Here is a 20,969-nt window from a genome sequence, read left to right as displayed (position 1 = left end):
ATCATCCTGTCCATCCCTCATGAAAAAAGTATTCCTAGCCTTACTGGCCCTCGTCGCCACCGCTGAAACCGCTTCGGCCCAGGTCGAAATCGGCCTGAAAATTTCGCCCGCCATCACCAGCCTGCGGGCTGACTCGCCTACTAGCACGGCCATCGGCGACAACTTCGCCAGTGATGGCAGCAAGCTAAGCTTTGGCGGAGGACTGGTTGTCGACTACTTCTTTGGTGAGAATTATGCATTTAGTACGGGCCTGCTGCTAACCGGCAAGGGGGGCACTATTGCATACAACGAAACCAAAAATACCACTGGGGGTGGTAACGGGCTAAACTTTACAAACTCGCTGAAAATTAGTACCCAATATTTGGAGCTCCCAGTTAGCGTGAAGTTGTTCACCAACGAAGTTGCCCCTGCTACCCGCATTTACTTCCAGGTCGGCGGTTCCCTCAATGTTCCCATCGGCACGCGCATCAACGGTGAAAAATTCTACACCGACCCCAGCAACAACACCAGTGTAAAGGCCGGCGACTACGTCAAGTTTATTGATGCCGATGCGTTGGCCGGTGCTGGCGCAGAATATGAACTGGGCTCAAGTACCAAGCTTTTCGCGGGAATCAGCTACCACCGCGGGTTGGTTGATATCGACAACTACTTCGAAAAGACCCGGGGCTTCAAAGATGTTACCATCAAGAACAGCGGTTTCGCGCTGGATTTAGGCATCAAGTTCTAGCCGTCACAAACCACCAACAAAAAGCCCCAGCTTCTCACGAGGCTGGGGCTTTTTCTTGATTCTGATAATCGTTGAACCAGCAATGCGCTAATCCACGATTTCTACCTCGCGGTCCTGCAAGCGGCTCATGGCGGCAGCCGACGAACGCATCTGGATTTCCTCACCCCGCTCGTCTTCGATGCGGTAGTCGGTCAGGCCCAGGCTGCTGTCGTTTACTACTTTCACCCACTTGTAGTACTTAAGGTACCACTTCATCTGGCGCGAAATCAGGCCTTTGGTGTAGTACGCGTACAGGAAGGGGTGCACCGACAGCGTGATGCCCGACTGGTTCTGGTTCACCAGCAGGTCATCAATGCTGTTGTCGATGTCGTCCGTCACCTGGATGGAGGCCGAAATCTTGCCCGTGCCGCCGCAGGTGGGGCACACCTCGCCGGTCACGATGTTCTCGGCCGGCCGTACCCGTTGCCGGGTAATCTGCAGCAAGCCAAACTTCGTGATGGGCAGCACAGTGTATTTCGCCTTGTCAACTTTCATGACATCGCGCACGGCATCTTCCACCTTCTTCCGGCTTTCGGCGGCACGCATGTCGATGAAGTCGACCACGATGATGCCGCCCATGTCGCGCAGGCGCAGCTGCCGGGCTACTTCTTTGGCCGCCAGCATGTTAATCATCAGCGCAGTAGCTTCCTGGTCGTTCTCCTGGTTGCTCTTGCTACCCGAGTTCACGTCGATAACGTGCAGGGCCTCGGTGTGCTCTATCACGAGGTAGCCGCCGCCGGGCACCGTCACCGTCTTGCCAAACAGCGTTTTCAGCTGCTTTTCAATGCCGGTGTGTTCGAAAATCTTGATTTTCGAGTTGTGGAGCTTGAGCAAGCCCAGCCGGTCGGGCGCGATTTTCTGCAGGTAGTCCCGCATCTCGTCGTACATCGCCGGAGCATCCACGGTAATGCTGTCGAACGACTCGTTCAGCATGTCGCGCACCATCGACGACGTGCGGCCCAGTTCGCCCAACACCTTGTCGTTGGGCTTGGCGGTGCGCAGCGTGCTGTACAGCTGCTCCCACTTCGCCACCATGTCCTGCATGTCCTTGTCGAGCTCGGCCACTTCGCGCCCTTCCGCCACGGTGCGGATGATGACTCCGAAATTTTCAGGCTTGATGCTGGCGATGAGCCGCTTGAGGCGGTCGCGCTCAGCCTTGCTCACAATTTTCTTGCTGACGCTGATGGTGTTCGAAAACGGCATCAGCACGAGGTAGCGCCCGGCCATCGAAATGTCGGTGCTTACGCGGGGGCCTTTAGTCGAAATCGGCTCCTTGATAATCTGGACAACGATTTGTTGTCCTTTCTTAAACACGCTTTCCGCCTTCCCCACTTTTTCGAGGACGGGCTCAAACGTGAATTTCTCCAGCCCGGCGCTGGGCGCCCGGCCGCTCTGTACCGTGCGGGCCCACTTCGTGAACGAAGGGAATTGCTCGCCAAGGTCGCCGTAGTGCAAAAACGCGTCTTTTTCGTAGCCAATGTCTACAAAAGCAGCGTTCAGGCCGGGCATCACCTTTTTCACGGTGCCCAGGAAGATGTCGCCAACCGAATAGTTGGTGTCGTTGCGGTCGAAATGGTATTCAATTAGCCGCTTGTCTTGCAGCAACGCAATCCGTTCGCCTTCCTGAGTAGAATTAATGACTAATTCATTACTCAAAGCCTTGATTTAGTTAAGGTAACCAACCACCAGAGCCGCTAACCGCCTACCCCGAAACCGGCAAAGGGAAGCCAGAACCGCATGGTTCTGGCTTCCCTCGCGAGCCACGGGAAAAGCACTTGCGCGGCCCCACTCGGGAGGCTACGTGAGAGATAGACGGCTGGCTCCCTTCCCGTTAGGAAAACTGCCGGCCGCCGCTACGCCCCGTGAGGCTTACTTCTTCTTGTGGCGGTTCTTGCGCAGGCGCTTCTTGCGCTTGTGAGTGGCAATCTTATGACGCTTTCTTTTTTTACCGCAGGGCATGATGCTTGGGGGTTAAGTTGTGTATGGATTGGTTCTATTTCAGCTTGGCAACTTCCTCGTCAACCGAAGCGGCCAGCGCGGGGTCGTTGCTGAGGCTTTTGGCGGTGAGAAAGGCTTTTTTGGCTTCTTCCTTGGCGCCAGTGCGGGCCAAAGTTACGCCGAGGTAAAACTGTCCGTTCACATTTTTCGGATTGACTTTCACCAAATCCTGGAAACGCGTCACGGCTTTGTCGTACTGGTTGCTTTGCACCGCGAGTATCCCCATGTTATACAGGGCTTTCTCGTTGCGGGGGTCGGCTTCCAACACTTCGCGCAGGTAGGTTACACCCTGCACGGGGTTATCGGAGGCCATGTAGGCCATGCCGAGGTTGGTTTTAGCGTCTAAGTTGCCGGGCTGCTCCTTCAACACCTTGGCATACAGCTCCCGCGCTTTGCCGCCGAGCAGTTTTACCCGCTCGTCGGTAGCCGCGAAGCTGAATGCCTGAAAATAGGCATCGGCTGCTTGCTGCCAGTTCTGGGCGCTGGGCTTGGCCTGGGCCACCTGCTCCAGGTAATAGCCGGCGCTGTCGAACCGCTCCACGCTGTTGTAGCGGCGGGCCAAGGTGGTAGCCACCGTGGCTTTGGCTGCTGCGTTAGGCGCCGCCTCAAACTCGGCCAGCAACCGCGTCAGCTCCTGCCGTTGGGCGGGCGAAGTCGTGGTATGCGGAGCCGCGGCGTTAGGGCCGTTGTTCTCGGTAGCAGTGGCCGGCACCGGCCCCGAGGAAGCCTCGGTTTTGGAGCCGTTGGTCGCCATGCCCCCGCCGTCGCGGTTAGCGGTTGCGGCTGCATCCTTGCTTAGCTCCGACTTGCTTTCCTTCGGCTTCATGATGCCCTTGGGCAACACAAACAAGCCGCCAGCCAGCACAAGGGCGGCGGCGACAAGGACCAATTGATGCGAAGCGGAGCTGGTAGTTGCCATAGGCTGAAAAAAACCGGCCGCCGGGCTTTTCCTAGCGGAAAAGACACCGGCGGCACGGCCGGCAATTTTTGAATGGCTAGTGGCTGGCGGTTCGTTATAAGGGGCTTGCTGCCCTAATCGCCAACCACTAATTCTTCATCACTGATAAAAAACTAGGCTTTGGCCGCAACGGCTTTCACCTTCTTGCTGTTCTTAATCTTGGCCACGAAGGTCTTCGACGGCTTGAAGCTCGGGATGTAGTGCTCCTCGATGATGAGCGACGTATTTTTCGAGATGTTGCGAGCGACTTTACGAGCGCGCTTCTTGTTTACGAACGAGCCGAAGCCGCGCACATAAATGTTGTTGCCCTCGGTCATCGAATCTTTCACGACTTTGAAGAAGGCTTCAACAGTCATCAATACATCAGCTTTCTCGATGCCGGTCTTCGTGGAGATTTCGGCGATTACCTCAGCTTTAGTCACGTTGGTATGGTACTTAGGTGGTTGAAAAAAATACAGTTGTAGGCAAAAAAAGTCCCTGATTCCAGCGTAAGCCTTTGCCTCGTAAGCGGTTCGCCCTTGAATTGGGGCCACAAAGGTAACCCCATTTTTTCGTTTTACCAATCAACCTTCCTAAACAAGGAGCTGACCCAAATTATTCGCTTTCAAAATTTTGGCAAAACAATCCCTGCAACCTTCCTTTCTGGCCGCCGCCCTGCTGGCCTGGTACCCCCGCCACCACCGAGACCTGCCCTGGCGCCACACCCGCGACCCGTACGCCATCTGGCTTTCTGAAGTCATCCTACAGCAAACCCGCGTGGCTCAGGGCCTCCCCTACTACTTAACCTTCCTGCGCGCCTACCCCACCGTTCAGCAACTCGCCGCCGCGCCCGAAGCTGAGGTGCTGCGCTACTGGCAGGGCTTGGGCTATTACTCCCGGGCCCGTAATATGCACCGCACCGCCCAACAGGTAGTGGCTGAATTCGGTGGCCTCTTCCCTGATAACTACGCTGGCCTCCTGAAGCTACGTGGCATTGGCCCTTACACAGCGGCGGCCATTGCCTCGTTTGCGTTCGATGAAGCTGTGGCCGTGCTCGACGGCAACGTGTACCGCGTACTGGCCCGTCTGTTTGGGCTGCACTCCGATATTGCTGCGCCCAGCTCGCGCAAGGAGTTTCAGGCCGTGGCCGACCAGCACATTCCAGCCAGCGCGCCGGCCGATTTCAACCAGGCCATTATGGAGTTTGGGGCCATTCAGTGCACACCGGCCAAGCCCGACTGTCTGTTCTGCCCCTTGCAGCCCAGCTGCTGGGCATTTCAGCACGGGCAGGTGGCGCTACTGCCAGTGAAGAGCAAGGCTAAGAAAGCGCGGACCCGCTATTTCCATTACTTCGTACTGCGCCAGGGCGACCGCATTTACCTGCGCGAACGGCGCGAAAAGGATATTTGGCAAGGTCTATATGACTTCACGCTTGTCGAAACGGATGTAGCCGAATTGCCAGCTGACGAATTAGTCCGCCACCTCGACGCGCTGGGTGCTGCTATCGACACTAGCGTTGCCGCGGAGCCTAGCGCTGCCTACCGCCACGTGCTGAGCCATCAGAAGCTGGAAGCCCGCTTTCATGAGTTGCCGCTCACTAAAGCACTACCAGATGCTACCCTGCGCGATTTGGGGCTGCGAGCGTACTCAGCGGCTGAGATTGAAGCCTTGCCAAAACCCAAGCTAATTGCTAATTACATTGAGCAAAATGGGTGATTTATTATTTCCCAATATTTTTAGATTTTTCAGCAAAAATTATTAGTAAAATTGTTTGCTTTCTCGATTTAAGTTATTACCTTTGAAGCAAGAACAAGCCGGGTGGTTTGTTCGATTCTGTATTTCCTAACGTGCAATAATATGGCCGGTGTGAACAAGGTGATTTTGGTAGGCAACCTGGGGAAAGACCCCGAAGTGCGCCATTTGGAAGGCGGTGTGAGCGTGGCTCATTTTACCCTCGCCACCAACGACTACTACAAGGACAAGCAAGGCAACCGCGTCGAGCGTACCGAGTGGCACAACATCTCGGCTTGGCGCGGCTTAGCCGACATGGCTGATAAATTCCTCAAAAAGGGCCAGCAGGTGTACATCGAAGGCAAACTGCGCACCCGCCAGTACCAAGACAAAGACCAGCAGACGCGCTATATCACCGAAATTATCGCCGATGAGATTTCGATGTTGGGTGGCCGTCCGCAGGGCCTGGGCAACGCTCCCGAGGCGGTTGGTGCTGTGGCCGAGCCGCAGCAAACCTTTCGCCAGGAGCCCGAACTCGACCAGCTCCCTTTCTGACTGCCGGCGGCCCAGCCCGTGGCCTTTTGGCTGCAGCTGGCCAAATCGGTTATCGCAACAAAGCCCTGGCACTGCGCCGGGGCTTTTTTCGTTGTGTCGCCAGTTACCTTTGAGTTAATATAACGGCTTGATAGAACAGTCATGCAGCGCGCAGCGCAGCATCTTGCTGGCCGCCATCAATCCTGCCGTATGAATTACCACTGCACGCGAGATGCAGCGCTACGCGCTGCATCTCGCGTGCCAGATGATTCCCATGAAATATTTTTTCCTGCTGCCGTCGCTCTCGGGTTTGGTGCTGCTGGCGAGCTGCTCGTCGGCCCCCGACTTCACGCCCAAACCCAAGGGCTACAACCGCATTAACTTACCGCCACACCTTTTCCAGGAGTTGCCAGCCGGGCGGCCGTACTCGTTTGAGTACTCCAAGGAAGCCGTGATTAAACGCGATTCCTCCTACCTGGCCCAGCCCAACTGGATTAACATCTATTACCCCAAGCTGCACGCCAACGTGCAGATTACCTACATGGACGCGCAGCGCGACCGTCGCCTCTACAACAAGATGATGGAGGATGCGCGCAAGCTCACTGGCAAGCACCAAATCAAGGCAACGGCCATTGATGAGCGCATCTTGAATACACCTAGTGGCATGCGCGCCTCGGTGTTCGAACTCTCGGGCGAGGTACCCAGCCAGTTCCAGTTTTATACCACGGACAGCACGCGGCACTTTTTCCGCGGGGCGCTCTACTTCCGCACAGCCACCGACAACGACTCGCTGGCCCCCGTGATTGAGTACGTGAAAACCGACATGGTTCACCTGCTGAACACGCTCAAGTATAAATGAACAATTATCAATGAGCAATGAGCAATGAATTGGTGGTATGGCCGGTGTGCCAAGCCTCTTTTCATTGCTTATTGCTCATTGCTCATTGACTTAAATGAGTAACTTCTTCAATACCCGGCTCGAACACCTACGCTCGGTAGGCAGCACCCAGCGGGCCCAACTGCTGGGCAAAGAACTGGGGCTGTTTACTTACGGCGACCTGATTCAGCGCTACCCGTTTCGCTACCTCGACCGGACGCAGATATACAGCGTGGCCGACCTCAACGACGACTTACCTTACGTGCAGGTGAAGGGCATGCTACGCGGTAAGGAATTGATAGGCGAAGGCCCGAAGCAGCGCCTCACGGCTAAGGTGGGCGACGGCACCGGCGAGCTGGAGCTGGTGTGGTTCAAGGGCGTGAAGTGGGTGCAGCAGTATACCCGCAACAACCAGGAATACATCGTTTTCGGCAAGCCCACGATGTTCAACGGGCGGCCGCAGATGGCGCACCCGGAGCTGGAGGAAGTGAACGAGAACAAGCTCGGCCAAAGCTTTTTGCAGCCGGTATACAACACCTCGGAGAAGCTTAAGAACTACCACCGCGTCGATAGCAAGGCCATCATGCGCATGGTGGGCGAGTTGCTGAAGCTGGCCATACCGCACATCACCGAGTCGCTGTCGCCGGCCCTGATTGAGCAGTACGCGCTGATGTCGAAGGCGCAGGCCATGCAGCAGATTCACTTTCCGCAGAGCAACGAACTACTGGCCGCCGCCAGGTTTCGGCTGAAGTTTGAAGAGCTGTTTTATGTGCAGCTGAAGCTGCTACGCCAGCGCGACCAGCGCAAGGTATCGCTGGCTGGGCAGATTTTCAACCAAGTACCAACACTGGTTGACTTCTACAAAAACCACCTTCCGTTCGACCTCACCGGGGCGCAAAAACGTGTGATTCATGATATTTACAAGGATTTTTGCGCCGGCAAGCAAATGAACCGGCTGTTGCAGGGCGATGTGGGGTCAGGTAAAACCATTGTAGCCTTCATCGCCATGCTGATGGCGGCCGACAATGGCGCGCAAAGCTGCATCATGGCCCCGACTGAGATTCTGGCCGACCAGCACTACGTGGGCCTGAAAACTTACGCCGATGCGCTGGGCATTCAGATTGGCAAGCTCACGGGCAGCACCCGTACCAAAGACCGCCGCGTGTTGCACGAGGCCCTGCGCGATGGCTCACTTCACATGCTGGTGGGCACTCATGCGCTGCTGGAAGACGTGGTGCAGTTCCGCAACCTAGGGCTGACGATTATGGACGAGCAGCACCGCTTCGGCGTGGCGCAACGCTCAAAACTGTGGCAGAAAAACCCGCACATCATCCCGCACGTGCTCGTAATGACGGCCACGCCTATTCCGCGCACGCTGGCTATGACGCTGTACGGCGACCTCGATGTGAGCGTGATTGACGAGCTCCCAGCCGGCCGCAAACCCATCGTGACGGTGCACCGATTTGATGCCAACCGCCTGAAAGTGTTTGAGTTTATTCGGGACCAGGTGAAAATTGGTCGGCAGGTATACATCGTTTATCCGCTAATTGAGGAGTCGGAAACCATGGACTACAAGGACCTGACCGACGGCTATGAGAGCGTGAGCCGGGCGTTTCCCGAGATGCAAATCAGCATCGTGCACGGGCGCATGAAGGCCGAGGAGAAGGACTACGAGATGCAGCGCTTCATTAAAAAAGAAACCCAGATAATGGTGGCCACCACGGTGATTGAGGTAGGCGTGAACGTGCCCAACGCTTCGGTGATGGTGATTGAGAGCGCCGAGCGGTTTGGCCTTTCGCAGTTGCACCAGCTGCGCGGCCGCGTGGGCCGCGGGGCCGACCAGAGCTACTGCATCCTGATGACGGGCTTTAAGCTGAGTAAAGATGCCCGCACCCGCCTCGAAACGATGGTGCGCACCAACAACGGCTTCGAAATTGCCGACATCGACCTGAAGCTGCGCGGCCCCGGCGACCTGATGGGTACCCAGCAAAGCGGCGTGCTCGATTTATTGATTGCCGATTTGGCCAAAGACGGCCGCATCCTGAGCGAAAGCCGGGCCGCAGCTCAAACTATTTTGGCCGAGGACCCCAACCTGGCCAACCCGACCAATGCGGCCATTCGCCATCATATTGAAAGCCTGCCAGCCACGGCCGTAAACTGGAGCCGGATTAGTTAAAAGAACCACCGCAAACGTTTTAGGCTGGGTAAAAAAAAACGACCTTTAAAAAAGTCGTTTTTCAAGCTGGCTAAAACAACTCGGCGATGAGGCCGTTACCGCTGTTCTGCGGCTGGTTCTGCTCTTTAGCCGGTGGCACGGGCTCCGAAGTGAGCACCTGATGCACTAGCACGACTGAACCATTGTCAGCTTGTGAAGGCATGGCTTGGGCCATGCTGGCAGGAGCAGGTTGCTTTGCCAAACGGCCACCAACAATGAGTGCGGATAAAAGAGCAAACTTAAACAGTGATTTCATAATAATAGAAGATATAGCGGCGACAAAGGTACGACGCAACCTAAGTAAGTTTAATAAAACAGTTCAAAAGCCTGATTGGCTCGGTCAACGTTACCTATTAAAAGGCTAGTGTCCTGAGCTTTTTGCTTGTGTACCGGGTGGCCCCGATTGGGCTCACTATTCGGCTACAAACTAAACGGGCTCCCTTTACGGATGCGGCCAACGAAGTGTTATGTTTAAAATAGGTTTTTGTTAGCTGCCCCGACCCGCCTAGCCATAATCCGGCCAAACTTCCATTACAGAAGGCTGCATTAGGTACTTTTGACTAGCTTATCGCTCCTTACTTTTCTTTTTATGTTGAATCAACGCCAAAATTTTATACCTCGTTTTACACTAGTGTTGAGCTTGTTGGGTAGCTTGGCTTGCCCGGAGTACTCCCAGGCACAGAAAGTAAAATCGGCTCCGTTCAGCTACCTGCCCGAGCAGGGTACGGACCGCTACGACATGCGCGTGCCGCGTAAGACCCTGCCACTCGCCGACGGCTCGGGCTTCGTGATTCTGGCCCACCAAAGCTCGGGCAGCTACTCGGTGGAGCGCTACGATGCTGACTTGAAAAAGCAGTGGAGCACTACTATACCTATTGCTCCCGGCGAAACGCTGGAAGCTTTCGGGGGCGGTGCGCAACAGGCGCTGGTAGTGCTGCACCACAAAGACGACAATGGCCAGAACCTCACGCTAGTGCCCGTGAACTTGCAGGGCGGCCAGAAAGCTGCTCCTAAGGTGCTGATGGCTGTGGCCCCGCGCGACCGCCGCCCAGGTGTGAGCATCTCGCCCGACGGCTCGCGGGTGCTGGCCTTCCGCTACTTCACCCGCGAGCAGCAGGTGAAGAGCATGGCCGCTACCCTTTTCGACCAGAATGGCGCCAAGTTGGAAGAGAAAAACTACGACTTTCGCGCACTAGGCGACTTTTTCTCGCCGGCTGTTCACGTAGCAAACGACGGTACGCAGTACGTCACGCTCATCAGCGAAGGCATGAAGAAACTTACCGTGCGCCGGTATCCGGCTGGGGCCTCTACCGAAATCAAGGTATTGGGCGTGCCGGTTGGCGGCGTGTTTGGCGGCAAGAGCGTGACGGTGCGCGACGCTAAATTCACAGTGCTGGGCGACGGCAGCCTTTATGCTGCCGCGCTATGCGCCGACTATGCCACTGGCGAATACTACAGCCTGAAAGTGGTGAAGTTTGATTTCGCTGGCAACGGCGACATGAAGTTCTCGCCGGAGTTTCGCTTCACGCCCGAGTACCTGGCCGAAGTAGCCAAAGCCGGCGGAACCGTCGCCAAACGCCTTGACGATGTATACCTTGCCGACCTGCTGCTGACTGCAGATAAGCAGTTGGTTGTTATCGGCGAGAAGCACTTTGAGGAAGGCGGCAGCGAAGCCCCGGTACACGCCCGCGAGTTGCACCTGTTCGGCTATAATGAGTTTGGCGCACCCACCTGGCACAGCATTTTGGCCAAAGACCAGATTGCGCCAGCCGTGGATTCCTACACCGGCATCGGTTTCCGGGCAACAGTGTTTGGGAGTACGGTACAGCTGCTCACACTTGAAAACATTAACAAGAAGTCGGACGTCTACCTACGCCACGTAAATGCCCAAACCGGCGTCATCGGTGCCCCCGAGCGACTGAAGCTGAACGTAGCCGACGACCAACAATTGGCTTATGTGAAAGACTTTACGGTTTGGCTGAATGAAAAAACCATCATCGGCATAAGTCGGCCCAGCAAGAAATCAGCGGCATTGCAGCTGAATAAGATAGTGGTGAAGTAGTGCCGAGAAGCCCCGACATTTCATTTTACCACGGGCACACGTTTTCAAAGCGCACTCAATGCCGTTACTCCATTGCTATGATGGTGGAATGACACTTTGCTGCCACTGGCCCAACAACGCAAAAGGCCGCCTCCAAAATCGGAAGCGGCCTTTTGCGTTGCAGAAAACAGGCTTAGAATTAGAACACGTACTCGTTGGCCTCAATCAGCTTGGCAGCGATGCGGCGACGCGACTCTTTCACGTTGATGAGCTCCGTTTTGGTGAAGCGCTTGAGGCCCATGAGCAGCAGGCGCTGCTCGTCGCCCTCAGCCATGCTGCCGATGGCATCTTTGGCGGCTTTCTCTACCAAGTCAACAGCATCAGCCAAGTATACGCGGGCGATGTCGGCTTCTACCGACAGAGCCTCTGCGCCTTTGGCGGAGGCTTCCTTCTCCACGCGGAGAATGGTGCTTTCGGCGATGTAAGTTTTGATGCTCATATCGGCGATGTTCATCAGCAGCTCCTGCTCTTTGGCGAGGGTAGCGGTGAACTTCTGCACGGCCGAGCCGGCTACCATCAGAATGGCCTTTTTCAGGTTGGCGATGGTTTTCAACTCCTTGCTAAACAGGCCGGTTTCCTCGTCCTGGCTCATGCTCGGGATGCTCATCAGCTCCTGCTGCACGGCCTGGGCAGGGCCCATCAGGTCGATTTCGCCTTTCAGGCCCTTCTTCAAAATCATGTCGACGGCCAGCAGGCGGTTGATTTCGTTGGTGCCTTCGAAGATGCGATTGATGCGGGCATCCCGGTAAGCGCGGTCCATCGGGTAGTCGGCCGAAAAGCCGTAGCCACCGTAAATCTGCACGCCTTCATCTACTACGTAATCAAGCACTTCCGAGCCTTCTACTTTCAAAATAGCGCACTCCACAGCAAACTCGCGGGCGGCACCCAGCAAGGCTTCGTTGGCACCTTTGCCTTCGGCCATGAGCTGCTGCTCCATGCGGTAGATGTCGGAACCAGCGCGGTAGATGGCCGACTCGACCGCGTAGATGCGGATAGCCTGCTGGGCCAGCTTGTAACGAATGGCACCGAACTTCGAGATAGGCATTTTGAACTGCACCCGCTCGTTGGCGTAGCGCACGCTCTGGGTAGCACCCATTTTAGTAGCGCCCAAGCAGGCAGCAGCCAGCTTAATACGGCCAATGTTTAGCACGTTGAAGGCAATGAGGTGGCCTTTGCCAATCTCGCCCAGCACGTTCTCCTTGGGTACCTGCGCATCGGATAGGAACACCTGACGGGTCGAAGAACCCTTGATGCCCATCTTGTGCTCCTCGTTGCCAAGGCTCAGGCCGGGCGTCGATTTCTCCACAATGAAGCCGGTGAACTTGTCGCCGTCAATCTGGGCAAATACGATGAACACGTCGGCGAAACCGGCGTTGGTAATCCACATTTTCTGGCCGTTCAGCACGTAGTGCGTGCCTTCGGCGTTGAGAACGGCTTTGGTTTTGGCACCCAGCGCGTCAGAGCCCGAGCCGGGCTCGGTGAGGCAGTAGGCGCCCATCAGCGAGCCGTCGGTGAGGCCGGGCAGGTACTTGGCCTTCTGCTCATCGTTGCCGAAATACAGGATGGGCAGCAGAGCAATACCAGTGTGGGCCGCGAAAGCTACTGGGAACGAGTGGCCGCCACCCACGCCTTCGGTTACACGCAGGGCGGTGGGGAAGTCCATGTCGAGGCCGCCAAACTGCTCGGGCACGCTCACGCCGAACAAGCCAAGCTGGCCAGCTTTCTCCATAAGGCTACGCATCAGGCCTTCCTCGTGATTGTCGAGGCGGTCGAGCAGAGGCGAAACCTCCGTTTGCACGAAGTCGACGCACGTTTGGTGCATCATGTTCTGCTCCTCGGTAAAGTCGGCCGGAGTGAAGACGCTCTGGGCATCGGTCGGCTTAATAATGAATTCGCCGCCCTTCAGGCTGGCTTGCTGCGTTACTTCCATGACGGTTGGGGTGGGGTATAGAGTTAAAAGTGTTAGGCTAGCCTACTACTTGGAGAAACAGTGAGCCGGCGAATTAGAGTTGCAAGTTACAAAAAATATGTTAGGCACGCCTACTACTTTGCAAAAAGAAAACCCCGTTCATTCGGGGTTTTCTTTTCATTTCGAACGTCATGCTGAGCTTGTCGAAGCATCTTTACCGCACAACGCAATCCATTTAATTAGTTTACTGCTGCGGTAGAGATGCTTCGACAAGTTCAGCATGACGTTCGCCATTTTCAGAAGCTGCTACTTCAGCAGCTCGTAGATGCCGGCAACGCCCTGGCCGCCGCCTACGCAGGCGGTAACCATGCCGTACTTCTTGCCGCGCTCGCGCAGCTCGTCGAAGAGCTGGATGCTAAGCTTTGCGCCGGAGCAGCCCAGCGGGTGGCCTAGGGCAATTGCGCCGCCGTTCACGTTCAGCTTCTCGGGGTCGATGCCCAGCTCGCGCACCACGGCGATGGACTGCGAGGCAAAGGCTTCGTTGAGCTCGAACAGGTCGATGTCGTCGAGTTTCAGGCCGGCTTGCTTGAGGACTTTGGGCACAGCTTTGATGGGGCCCATGCCCATGATGCGCGGGTCGACGCCTTCGGAGGCGTAGTTCACCATGCGGGCAATGGGCTCGAGGTTCAGCTCTTTTACCATGCGCTCCGACATTACGAGCACGAAGGCCGCGCCGTCGGAGGTTTGGGAGGAATTACCGGCGGTTACGCTGCCGTTGGCGGCGAACACGGGGCGCAGGCGGCCCAGCGCTTCTACCGAAGTGTCGGCGCGCGGGCCTTCATCGGTATCGACCACGTAGGTGCGGTTTTTCTTCTTGCCAGTGGCCTGGTCCACGTAGGTTTCCTCTACCGTGACAGGCACAATGCTCTTGGCAAATTTGCCTGCCTGAATGGCTTTAATAGCCTTCTGGTGCGAGTTATAGGAGAATTCGTCCTGGTCCTGGCGGCTTACCTTGTAGTCCACGGCCACGGCTTCGGCGGTGAGGCCCATGCCCATGTAGTAGTCGGGGTGCTTCATGGCCAGGTTGTAGTTGGGCACGGTTTTCCAGCCTACGGTGGGCACCATGCTCATGCTCTCGGTACCGCCCGCGATGATGCAGTCAGCCATGCCAGAGGAAATTTTACCCACGGCCATGGCAATGGTCTCGACGCCGGAGCCGCAGTAGCGGTTCACGATGAGGCCGGGCACGTTGATGGGTAGGGCCAGCAGCGAAATCAGGCGGCCCATTTGCAGGCCCTGCTCCGCCTCGGGCACGGCGTTGCCGACGATAACGTCGTCAATCCGCGTGGGGTCGAGGGCGGGCACTTCGGCCACGAGGTGTTTGATAACGGCGGCGGCGAGGTCGTCGGGCCGGGTAAAGCGGAAACCGCCGCGAGGGGCTTTGCCCACGGCCGTACGGTAGCCGGCTACGATGTATGCGGTGTTAGACATATTAGTTTGATTGTCATCCTGAGCGCAGCGAAGGACCTTATCACGCCGGCGCTGCTGAGGTTTAAGACGCTAATGAAGGCAGCCGTGATAAGATGCTTCCTTCGTCAGCATGACAAATTGGGTTAGTTGCGCAGCGGCTTGCCGGTGGTCAGAATGCTCTGAATGCGCTCCAGCGTTTTGCGTTCGCCGCACAGCGACAGGAACGCCTCTCGCTCGAGGTCCAGCAGGTACTGCTCGCTTACCTCGGTCGGGGCCGAGAGGTCGCCGCCGCACATCACATAGGCCAGTTTATCAGCAATGAGTTGGTCGTGGGTCGAGATGTAGTTGCCTTGCTGCATGGCGTACACACCGGTTTTGAACATGGCTATCGCGCCTTTGCCATGCACCTTCACATTGGTTTTCGGCATGGGCTGGGTGTAGCCGGCATCAGCCATATCGAGCGCGGCAGCTTTGGCCTGGGCAATAACGCGGTTGGAGTTCACCACGATTTCGTCGCCCCGGCGCAGGAAGCCCAGGTCGAAGGCTTCGGCGGCCGAAGTCGAAACTTTGGCGGTGCTGATGGTCATATAGGTGTTGCGCAGCATGTTGAATTCGGGCTCGCCCTCCTCATACTTGGCTGCAGTGCGCAAGGTCATTTCTTTGGTGCCGCCGCCGCCAGGAATCAAGCCCACGCCGAATTCCACGAGGCCCATGTAGGTTTCGGCAGCCGCTACTACGCGGTCGCAGTGCAGGTTTAGCTCGCAGCCGCCGCCCAGTGTGAGGCCGTGCGGAGTGCCTACCACCGGGATGCTGCTGTAGCGCATCCGCATCATGGCCTGCTGGAACTGCTGAATCATCATGTTCAACTCGTCGAACTCCTGCTCCAGGGCCTGCATGTACACGAGGCCCAGGTTGGCGCCGGCCGAGAAGTTTGGCGCGTCGTTGCCCACCACGAGGCCACGGTAGCCGGCTTCGGCCATCTCCACGCCTTTCAGCAGGCCCAGAATCACGTCCTGGCCCAGCGAGTTCATCTTCGAGTGGAACTCCACGTTCAGAATGCCGTCGCCGAGGTCGAGCACCGAAGCGCCCGCGTTTTTCCAGAGCACCTTGCCGGTACTGCGCAGGTTGTCGAGAATAATGAAGTTCTCGACACCGCGAACAGGCTGGTAGCTCTTTGTCTCGGCGTTGTAGAATTCCTTCGCGCCCTTGTCGTTCACCTTATAGAAGGTGGTGTGGCCGGCAGCCACCATCTCGGTTACCCAGGCGGCGGGCTGCTTGCCCTCGGCCGTCATCAGCTCAATGCCCTTCTGCACGCCCACCGCGTCCCAGGTTTCGAACGGGCCCATTTCCCAGCCGAAGCCGGCGCGCAGCGCGTCGTCAATCTTATACAGTGCGTCCGTGATTTCGGGCACGCGGTTGCTCACGTAGGCGAACAGGCTACCGAAGCTTTTGCGGTAGAAATCACCGGCCTTATCCTTGCCCGTGATGAGCACGGCGAAGCGGGGAGCCAGCGTTTCGATGGCCTTTGTGAGCTCCAGCGTAGCGAATTTCACTTTGCTGCCGGGCTTGTATTCGAGGGTGCTCAAATCCAGCGCCTGAATCTCCGACTTGCCGCCTTCGCCTTTTACTTTTTTGTAGAAGCCCTGACCGGTTTTATCGCCCAGCCACTTGTTCTCGCCCATCTTCTTGAGGAACTCGGGCAGCGCGAATACCGCTTTGGCCTCGTCGTTGGGCAGGCCCTGAGCCAGACCGTTGGCCACGTTCATCAGGGTATCGAGGCCCACCACATCCGAAGTACGGAAGGTAGCCGACTTGGCGTGCCCGATTACCGGGCCAGTCAGCTTGTCTACTTCCTCCACCGTCAGACCGAGCTCCTGCATGATGCGCAGCACGTCCATGATGGCAAATACGCCCACGCGGTTGGCAATGAAGGCCGGGGTATCCTTGGCCAGCACGGTGGTTTTGCCCAGGTACAGGTCGCCATAATGCAGCAGATAATCCACGATGGCCGGGTCAGTATCCGGCGTTGGGATAATTTCGAGCAGCTTCAGGTAACGGGGCGGGTTGAAGAAGTGGGTGCCGCAGAAGTGCTTCTTGAAATCCTCCGAACGGCCCTCCGTCATCAGATGAATCGGAATCCCGCTAGTGTTGCTCGTGATGAGCGTGCCCTTCTTGCGGAACTGCTCCACGCGCTCGAACAGGCTCATTTTAATGTCGAGACGCTCTACAACCACCTCAATCGTCCAGTCGCAGGTAGCAATGTCCTTCAGATTGTCGTCGAAGTTGCCGGTTTTGATGCGGCTCACGTCGGCCTTGCGGTAGAGCGGCGAGGGGTTGGCCGCGACGGTGGCCTGCAAAGCAGCGTTCACGATGCGGTTTTTCACCGCCGGCGCGTCGAGTTTGAGGCCTTTTTTCTCTTCGTCGGGCAACAGCTCTTTGGGGGCGATGTCGAGCAGCAGCACCTGCACGCCAATGTTGGCGAAGTGGCAGGCAATGCGCGAGCCCATAACGCCGGAGCCGAGCACGGCAACTTTCTTGATGGTTCGATTCATCCTCTTGGTGGGGGTGATGAGTGGGTGGTAAAGTTATTAGCTAGGAAATCTGCACGTTACGCATCACTGCGTCCCGCTCCGTTCCGTATGACGTTTAGTTATCAGGAAGCTGCCGATGCTTCGGCAGCCAGCGGTTTCAGCACGAACTCTTCGAAGAGAGTTTTGCCTTCAATCATGCTCGTAATCTGAGCCGACACTTTGAAGAACACGTCCAACTGGCTCTGCGGGATTTTTTCGCGGATTTTCAGGTTGAAGTGGCGCACGGTCTGGCGCGACACCTCCTTTTTTTCCAGACCCAGCGGAGTAAGAAAGATGCGGACCGAACGTTTATCCACCGAATCGGCCTGTTTATAAATCAGGCCTTTTTCCTCCATGCTCCGCAGGATGCGGGTGAGGCTGCGGGTTTCGAGGCCTAGCAGCGGGGCAATTTTGGTGGCCGGCGTGCCGCGCTCCTGGTCGATGTTGAGCAGCACAAAGCCAATGCTCGTGGTGATATCGTTCTGCGCGGCCTGGGTGTTGTACATCCGCGAAATCGCATGCCAGGCCACTTTAATGTTGTAATCGACGGTTTCTTCGGGTTTCATGGGCAGGCTGATAGTGCGGTAAACTTACGAAAAATATATTAGGCTTGCATAACAGTTGACAAAAAAGAAGCGCGGACTTTTCTTTGGTAGGTGAGCTAACTCACCCGCCAACGAAAAGTCCGCGCTCGTGCTTGCTTAATGGGCCTTCCGTTCGCGAGGCTCCTTGTCGGCCCGCTCGTACATATCGGTTATCAGGTCCTTGTTTTTCTCCGTAATCACCTTGCGCTTTACCTTCATGGTGGGCGTCATCTCGCCGCTTTCCACGGTCCAGAGCTCCGGCAATAGGGTGATTTTTTTCACCTGCTCCCACTGGGCAAAGCTCTGGTTATACTTCTTCACCAACCCCTCGTACAGGTCAACGATTTTTGGGTTTTTCACCAGTTCTTCGTTCGAAGCATCGGGCACGCCATTGCGCTTGCACCAGCCTTTAAGGTCGGCGAAAGATGGAATAACCAGTGCGGAGGCGAATTTCTGGTCGGCGCCTACTACCATGGCCTGCTCGATGAGCGGGTCCTCTTTCAACTTGCCTTCGATAACCTGGGGGGCGATGTATTTGCCGCCGGAGGTCTTGAACATCTCCTTCTTGCGGTCGGTGATTTTCAGAAACTTACCGTTTACCAGTTCGCCAATGTCGCCGGTGTGGAACCAGCCTTCCTCGTCGAACTCCTTGGCTGTGAGCTCAGGCTGGTTGTAGTAGCCCTTCATCACGGAGGCCGACTTGGTTAGAATCTCGCCGTCGGCGGCAATTTTCACTTCCATGTTGTCGATGAGCGGGCCGACGGTACCAATCATGTTATTCTCGGGCTCGTAGCCCCCCACTGCAATTACCGGCGAGGTTTCGGTGAGGCCGTAGCCCTCCATTACGCGAATGCCCGCGGACCAGAACACGCGGGCCAAGCGTGGCTGCAAAGCGCCGCCGCCGCTCACGATGCAACGGAGGTTGCCGCCCAGCGCCTCACGCCACTTGTTGAAAATGAGTTTATTGGCCAGCGCTAACTGAGTATTGTAGAAGAAGCCCTGGTCTTTTTGGGTGTCGTACTTCAGGCCCAAGTCCAGCGCCCAGAAGAACAGGCCCTTTTTCACGCCATCGAGTTCATGCCCCTTAGATACAATCTTATCATATACCTTCTCCAGCAAGCGGGGCACGGTGGTGAAGATTTCGGGCTTTACCTCGCGCAGGTTGTCGGCGATAACGTCCATGTTCTCGGCGTAGTAGATGCTCACGCCATTTATCATGTACAGGTAAGTTACCATGCGCTCGAAAATGTGGCAAAGCGGCAGGAAGCTTAGGGCTTTATCGTTCTGCGTGACGGGCACGAAGCGCTGCGAATTGCGGCAGTTGCTCAGAATATTGTCGTGCGTAAGCATCACGCCTTTGGGCTGCCCGGTGGTGCCGCTGGTGTAGATGAGCGTGAGCAAATCGTCGGGCTCAACCGCCGCTTTCAGTGGTTCCAGGTCGGCAGTTTTGCCTTTTTTGCCCAGCTCCAGCAACTCACTGAAGTGGCGGGCTCCCTCAATCTTATCGAAGGTGAAGATGTTTTCGGCGGGAATATCGAGGCCTTCGGTGGCTTCGTGTACCTTGTCGAACAGCTTTTTATCGGACACAAACACGGCGCGCACGCCGGCATCAGTGAAAATATATTTGTAGTCTTCGACGGTGATGCTCGGGTACATCGGCACGCTGGTGGCGCCGATTTGCGAGATGCCGAAATCGGCCAGCATCCACTCGGGGCGGTTCATGCTGATGATGGCGACTTTATCGCCGTGCTTGAGGCCGAGCGACACGAGGCCAAGCGAGACCAGGTTGGCCTGGTCCTGGATTTGCTGGCTGCTGATGGGCACCCATTTACCATCGATTTTGGAGGCCAGGGCGTCGGATTTGGGCGACTCGGCAATTTGGTGAGCAAGGATATCAAAGGCGCGACGAACGTCCATGGGTGGGGTCGAGTAAGGCGGATGGCGTGAAATTCAGCTTAAATAAAGCGCTTTTTTCGGAGCTGCGCTACCTCGGAGTAAACCCATCCGTGGTGTTGCTACCATTGCTAAAAACCAAACCAACCACCGAAACGCTCAAATAGCCCCAAAATCCAGCTTTTTTCGGTGTAATTTTGAGGCCCTTGCATTCCCGCTCCCAATGAATCTGGCTCTGTTTTTTGACCCGCTGCCGGAAACGCTGACCGAGGCCTCGCCTGCGCCTACCACGCTGGCTGCCTACGCTACCCGCTTCACCGAGACCTTCCCCGACTGGCGCACCGCCGACCTGGCCCTCATCGGGCTGGACGAGTGGCGTGGCAGCGCAGCCGGCCCGCCCAACGCCCGCCGCCACGGCCCTAATGAAGTGCGCCAACGCTTTTACCAGCTGCAAAAAGGCAGCGGCTTGCTGCGCTTGGTCGACCTTGGCAACCTGCGCCCCGGCCTCACACTGGAAGACACCTATCAGCGCCTGCGCGAAATTATTGGGGCGCTACTGGAGGAAAACACGGTGCCCATTCTGCTGGGCGGCAGCCACGACTTGGACTACGGGCAGTTTTTGGCCTACGAGGTGCAGAATCGCACCATCAATGTGACCGTGGTGGACTCGCGGCCCGACATGGCCGAGCCCGGCCCCGGCACCCCACCCGAGGAAAGCCACCTGCGCCGCCTGCTGGTGCACGAGCCCAACATCGTGTTCAGCCTGGCCCACCTCGGCCACCAGCAATACCTCACGCCGCCCGAGGTGATGGTGGCCCTCGAAAAGCTGCATTTCGACACGATGAGCGTGGGCGAGGTACGTGGCGACCGCCGACTGGCCGAGCCACTGGTGCGCCAGGCCGACTTTATGAGCGTGGACATTGCTGCCATTCGCTGGCAGGATTCGCCGGGCTACTACCCCGCCAACCCTTTCGGTCTGGGCAATGAAGAAGCCACCCAGCTATGCTGGTACGCTGGCCACAACGAGCAGCTCAGCTCCTTTGGCCTCTACGGCTACCGCGCCGACGTGGACCCCAACGGTCTGGCAGCAGCCACCATCGCCACCATGCTCTGGTACTTCGTGGAAGGCTTTTACCATCGCAAGCCCGAAACCGGCTTCGGCACTTTCCGCTTCCTCACCTACACCGTAGTGCTGCCCGGCAACCCCGACAAGCTGGTGTTCTACAAGTCGCGCCGCGCCGAAAAGTGGTGGATGGAAGTGGAACGGCTCGGCGACAACGCTACCAAGCGCGTGGTCCCTTGTACGTACGAGGACTACCTGAACGCCTCACAAGGCGACCTGCCGCAACGCTGGATTCGGTTGCAGGCGCTGCTGAGCTAGTTT

Annotated in this window: 16 protein-coding genes; 7 read left to right on the top strand and 9 right to left on the bottom strand. The window is 56.9% G+C overall.

Features of this window, described 5'->3' with window-relative positions:
• Window positions 1-19 precede the first annotated feature (19 nt).
• Window positions 20-727: an outer membrane beta-barrel protein gene (locus ABD837_RS13995; protein WP_345055612.1), complete on the top strand. Its 708-nt coding sequence runs from the start codon at window positions 20-22 to the stop codon at window positions 725-727.
• An 87-nt stretch (window positions 728-814) separates the two neighbouring features.
• Here ABD837_RS13995 and ABD837_RS13990 read toward each other — a convergent pair whose 3' ends face one another.
• The 3 genes from ABD837_RS13990 to ABD837_RS13980 all read right to left on the bottom strand — a co-directional run bounded on the left by ABD837_RS13990 (window position 815) and on the right by ABD837_RS13980 (window position 4,180).
• Complete coding sequence (locus ABD837_RS13990; protein ID WP_345055610.1) at window positions 815-2,422, bottom strand: Rne/Rng family ribonuclease; 1,608 nt, start codon at window positions 2,420-2,422, stop codon at window positions 815-817.
• Between the two features lie 337 nt (window positions 2,423-2,759).
• Entirely contained in the window at window positions 2,760-3,683 is a 924-nt protein-coding gene (locus ABD837_RS13985; RefSeq protein WP_345055608.1) for a tetratricopeptide repeat protein, read from the bottom strand.
• A 152-nt stretch (window positions 3,684-3,835) separates the two neighbouring features.
• The gene (locus ABD837_RS13980) at window positions 3,836-4,180 is read right to left on the bottom strand and encodes an HU family DNA-binding protein (protein ID WP_486326994.1); all 345 of its coding nucleotides are present in this window, start codon (window positions 4,178-4,180) and stop codon (window positions 3,836-3,838) included.
• A gap of 154 nt (window positions 4,181-4,334) precedes the next feature.
• Between ABD837_RS13980 and mutY the strand changes: the two genes are divergently transcribed.
• From mutY to recG, 4 genes are all read left to right on the top strand, one after another.
• Window positions 4,335-5,417 (top strand): A/G-specific adenine glycosylase, encoded by a 1,083-nt coding sequence (gene mutY, locus ABD837_RS13975; RefSeq protein ID WP_345055603.1) that lies wholly within the window; start codon window positions 4,335-4,337, stop codon window positions 5,415-5,417.
• Window positions 5,418-5,558: 141 nt separating this feature from the next.
• Entirely contained in the window at window positions 5,559-5,987 is a 429-nt protein-coding gene (locus tag ABD837_RS13970) for a single-stranded DNA-binding protein (RefSeq protein WP_345055601.1), read from the top strand.
• A gap of 244 nt (window positions 5,988-6,231) precedes the next feature.
• The gene (gene gldD, locus ABD837_RS13965; protein ID WP_486326993.1) at window positions 6,232-6,825 is read left to right on the top strand and encodes a gliding motility lipoprotein GldD; all 594 of its coding nucleotides are present in this window, start codon (window positions 6,232-6,234) and stop codon (window positions 6,823-6,825) included.
• A gap of 94 nt (window positions 6,826-6,919) precedes the next feature.
• Entirely contained in the window at window positions 6,920-9,019 is a 2,100-nt protein-coding gene (gene recG, locus ABD837_RS13960) for an ATP-dependent DNA helicase RecG (protein WP_345055594.1), read from the top strand.
• Window positions 9,020-9,089: 70 nt separating this feature from the next.
• On the opposite strand, the gene ABD837_RS13955 is transcribed toward recG, so the two are convergent.
• A complete protein-coding gene (locus ABD837_RS13955) occupies window positions 9,090-9,314 on the bottom strand; it encodes a hypothetical protein (RefSeq protein ID WP_345055590.1) in 225 nt (74 codons plus the stop codon).
• A 375-nt stretch (window positions 9,315-9,689) separates the two neighbouring features.
• Between ABD837_RS13955 and ABD837_RS13950 the strand changes: the two genes are divergently transcribed.
• Window positions 9,690-11,120 carry a hypothetical protein gene (locus ABD837_RS13950; RefSeq protein WP_345055587.1) on the top strand — a complete coding sequence of 477 codons (1,431 nt, stop codon included), beginning with the start codon at window positions 9,690-9,692 and terminating at the stop codon, window positions 11,118-11,120.
• A 178-nt stretch (window positions 11,121-11,298) separates the two neighbouring features.
• Here the strand turns inward: ABD837_RS13950 and ABD837_RS13945 are convergent, their stop codons facing one another.
• The 5 genes from ABD837_RS13945 to ABD837_RS13925 all read right to left on the bottom strand — a co-directional run bounded on the left by ABD837_RS13945 (window position 11,299) and on the right by ABD837_RS13925 (window position 19,609).
• Window positions 11,299-13,089, bottom strand: coding sequence for an acyl-CoA dehydrogenase family protein (locus ABD837_RS13945; protein ID WP_345055583.1), 1,791 nt, complete (start codon window positions 13,087-13,089; stop codon window positions 11,299-11,301).
• Window positions 13,090-13,374: 285 nt separating this feature from the next.
• Window positions 13,375-14,559 carry an acetyl-CoA C-acyltransferase gene (locus tag ABD837_RS13940; protein WP_345055580.1) on the bottom strand — a complete coding sequence of 395 codons (1,185 nt, stop codon included), beginning with the start codon at window positions 14,557-14,559 and terminating at the stop codon, window positions 13,375-13,377.
• A 122-nt stretch (window positions 14,560-14,681) separates the two neighbouring features.
• The gene (locus ABD837_RS13935; RefSeq protein WP_345055578.1) at window positions 14,682-17,090 is read right to left on the bottom strand and encodes a 3-hydroxyacyl-CoA dehydrogenase/enoyl-CoA hydratase family protein; all 2,409 of its coding nucleotides are present in this window, start codon (window positions 17,088-17,090) and stop codon (window positions 14,682-14,684) included.
• 101 nt (window positions 17,091-17,191) lie between these two features.
• The gene (locus tag ABD837_RS13930) at window positions 17,192-17,674 is read right to left on the bottom strand and encodes a MarR family winged helix-turn-helix transcriptional regulator (RefSeq protein ID WP_345055575.1); all 483 of its coding nucleotides are present in this window, start codon (window positions 17,672-17,674) and stop codon (window positions 17,192-17,194) included.
• Between the two features lie 135 nt (window positions 17,675-17,809).
• Window positions 17,810-19,609 carry an AMP-dependent synthetase/ligase gene (locus ABD837_RS13925; RefSeq protein WP_345055573.1) on the bottom strand — a complete coding sequence of 600 codons (1,800 nt, stop codon included), beginning with the start codon at window positions 19,607-19,609 and terminating at the stop codon, window positions 17,810-17,812.
• A 199-nt stretch (window positions 19,610-19,808) separates the two neighbouring features.
• Here ABD837_RS13925 and ABD837_RS13920 point away from each other — a divergent pair, with 199 nt between their 5' ends.
• Window positions 19,809-20,966 carry a formimidoylglutamase gene (locus ABD837_RS13920; protein ID WP_345055571.1) on the top strand — a complete coding sequence of 386 codons (1,158 nt, stop codon included), beginning with the start codon at window positions 19,809-19,811 and terminating at the stop codon, window positions 20,964-20,966.
• Window positions 20,967-20,969: the final 3 nt, after the last annotated feature.

Origin of the sequence: Hymenobacter glaciei (assembly GCF_039539585.1) — a bacterium.
GTDB lineage: Bacteria > Bacteroidota > Bacteroidia > Cytophagales > Hymenobacteraceae > Hymenobacter > Hymenobacter glaciei.
This window is presented reverse-complemented; position numbering and strand designations above follow the sequence as displayed.

Excerpts from the sequence above, each read along its gene's own strand:
- ABD837_RS13995 (WP_345055612.1), top strand. The coding sequence starts at position 20 with ATGAAAAAAGTATTCCTAGCCTTACTGGCCCTCGTCGCCACCGCTGAA.
- ABD837_RS13985 (WP_345055608.1), bottom strand. The coding sequence starts at position 3,683 with ATGGCAACTACCAGCTCCGCTTCGCATCAATTGGTCCTTGTCGCCGCC.
- ABD837_RS13970 (WP_345055601.1), top strand. The coding sequence starts at position 5,559 with ATGGCCGGTGTGAACAAGGTGATTTTGGTAGGCAACCTGGGGAAAGAC.
- gldD (WP_486326993.1), top strand. The coding sequence starts at position 6,232 with ATGATTCCCATGAAATATTTTTTCCTGCTGCCGTCGCTCTCGGGTTTG.
- recG (WP_345055594.1), top strand. The coding sequence starts at position 6,920 with ATGAGTAACTTCTTCAATACCCGGCTCGAACACCTACGCTCGGTAGGC.
- ABD837_RS13955 (WP_345055590.1), bottom strand. The coding sequence starts at position 9,314 with ATGAAATCACTGTTTAAGTTTGCTCTTTTATCCGCACTCATTGTTGGT.
- ABD837_RS13945 (WP_345055583.1), bottom strand. The coding sequence starts at position 13,089 with ATGGAAGTAACGCAGCAAGCCAGCCTGAAGGGCGGCGAATTCATTATT.
- ABD837_RS13940 (WP_345055580.1), bottom strand. The coding sequence starts at position 14,559 with ATGTCTAACACCGCATACATCGTAGCCGGCTACCGTACGGCCGTGGGC.
- ABD837_RS13935 (WP_345055578.1), bottom strand. The coding sequence starts at position 17,090 with ATGAATCGAACCATCAAGAAAGTTGCCGTGCTCGGCTCCGGCGTTATG.
- ABD837_RS13930 (WP_345055575.1), bottom strand. The coding sequence starts at position 17,674 with ATGAAACCCGAAGAAACCGTCGATTACAACATTAAAGTGGCCTGGCAT.
- ABD837_RS13925 (WP_345055573.1), bottom strand. The coding sequence starts at position 19,609 with ATGGACGTTCGTCGCGCCTTTGATATCCTTGCTCACCAAATTGCCGAG.
- ABD837_RS13920 (WP_345055571.1), top strand. The coding sequence starts at position 19,809 with ATGAATCTGGCTCTGTTTTTTGACCCGCTGCCGGAAACGCTGACCGAG.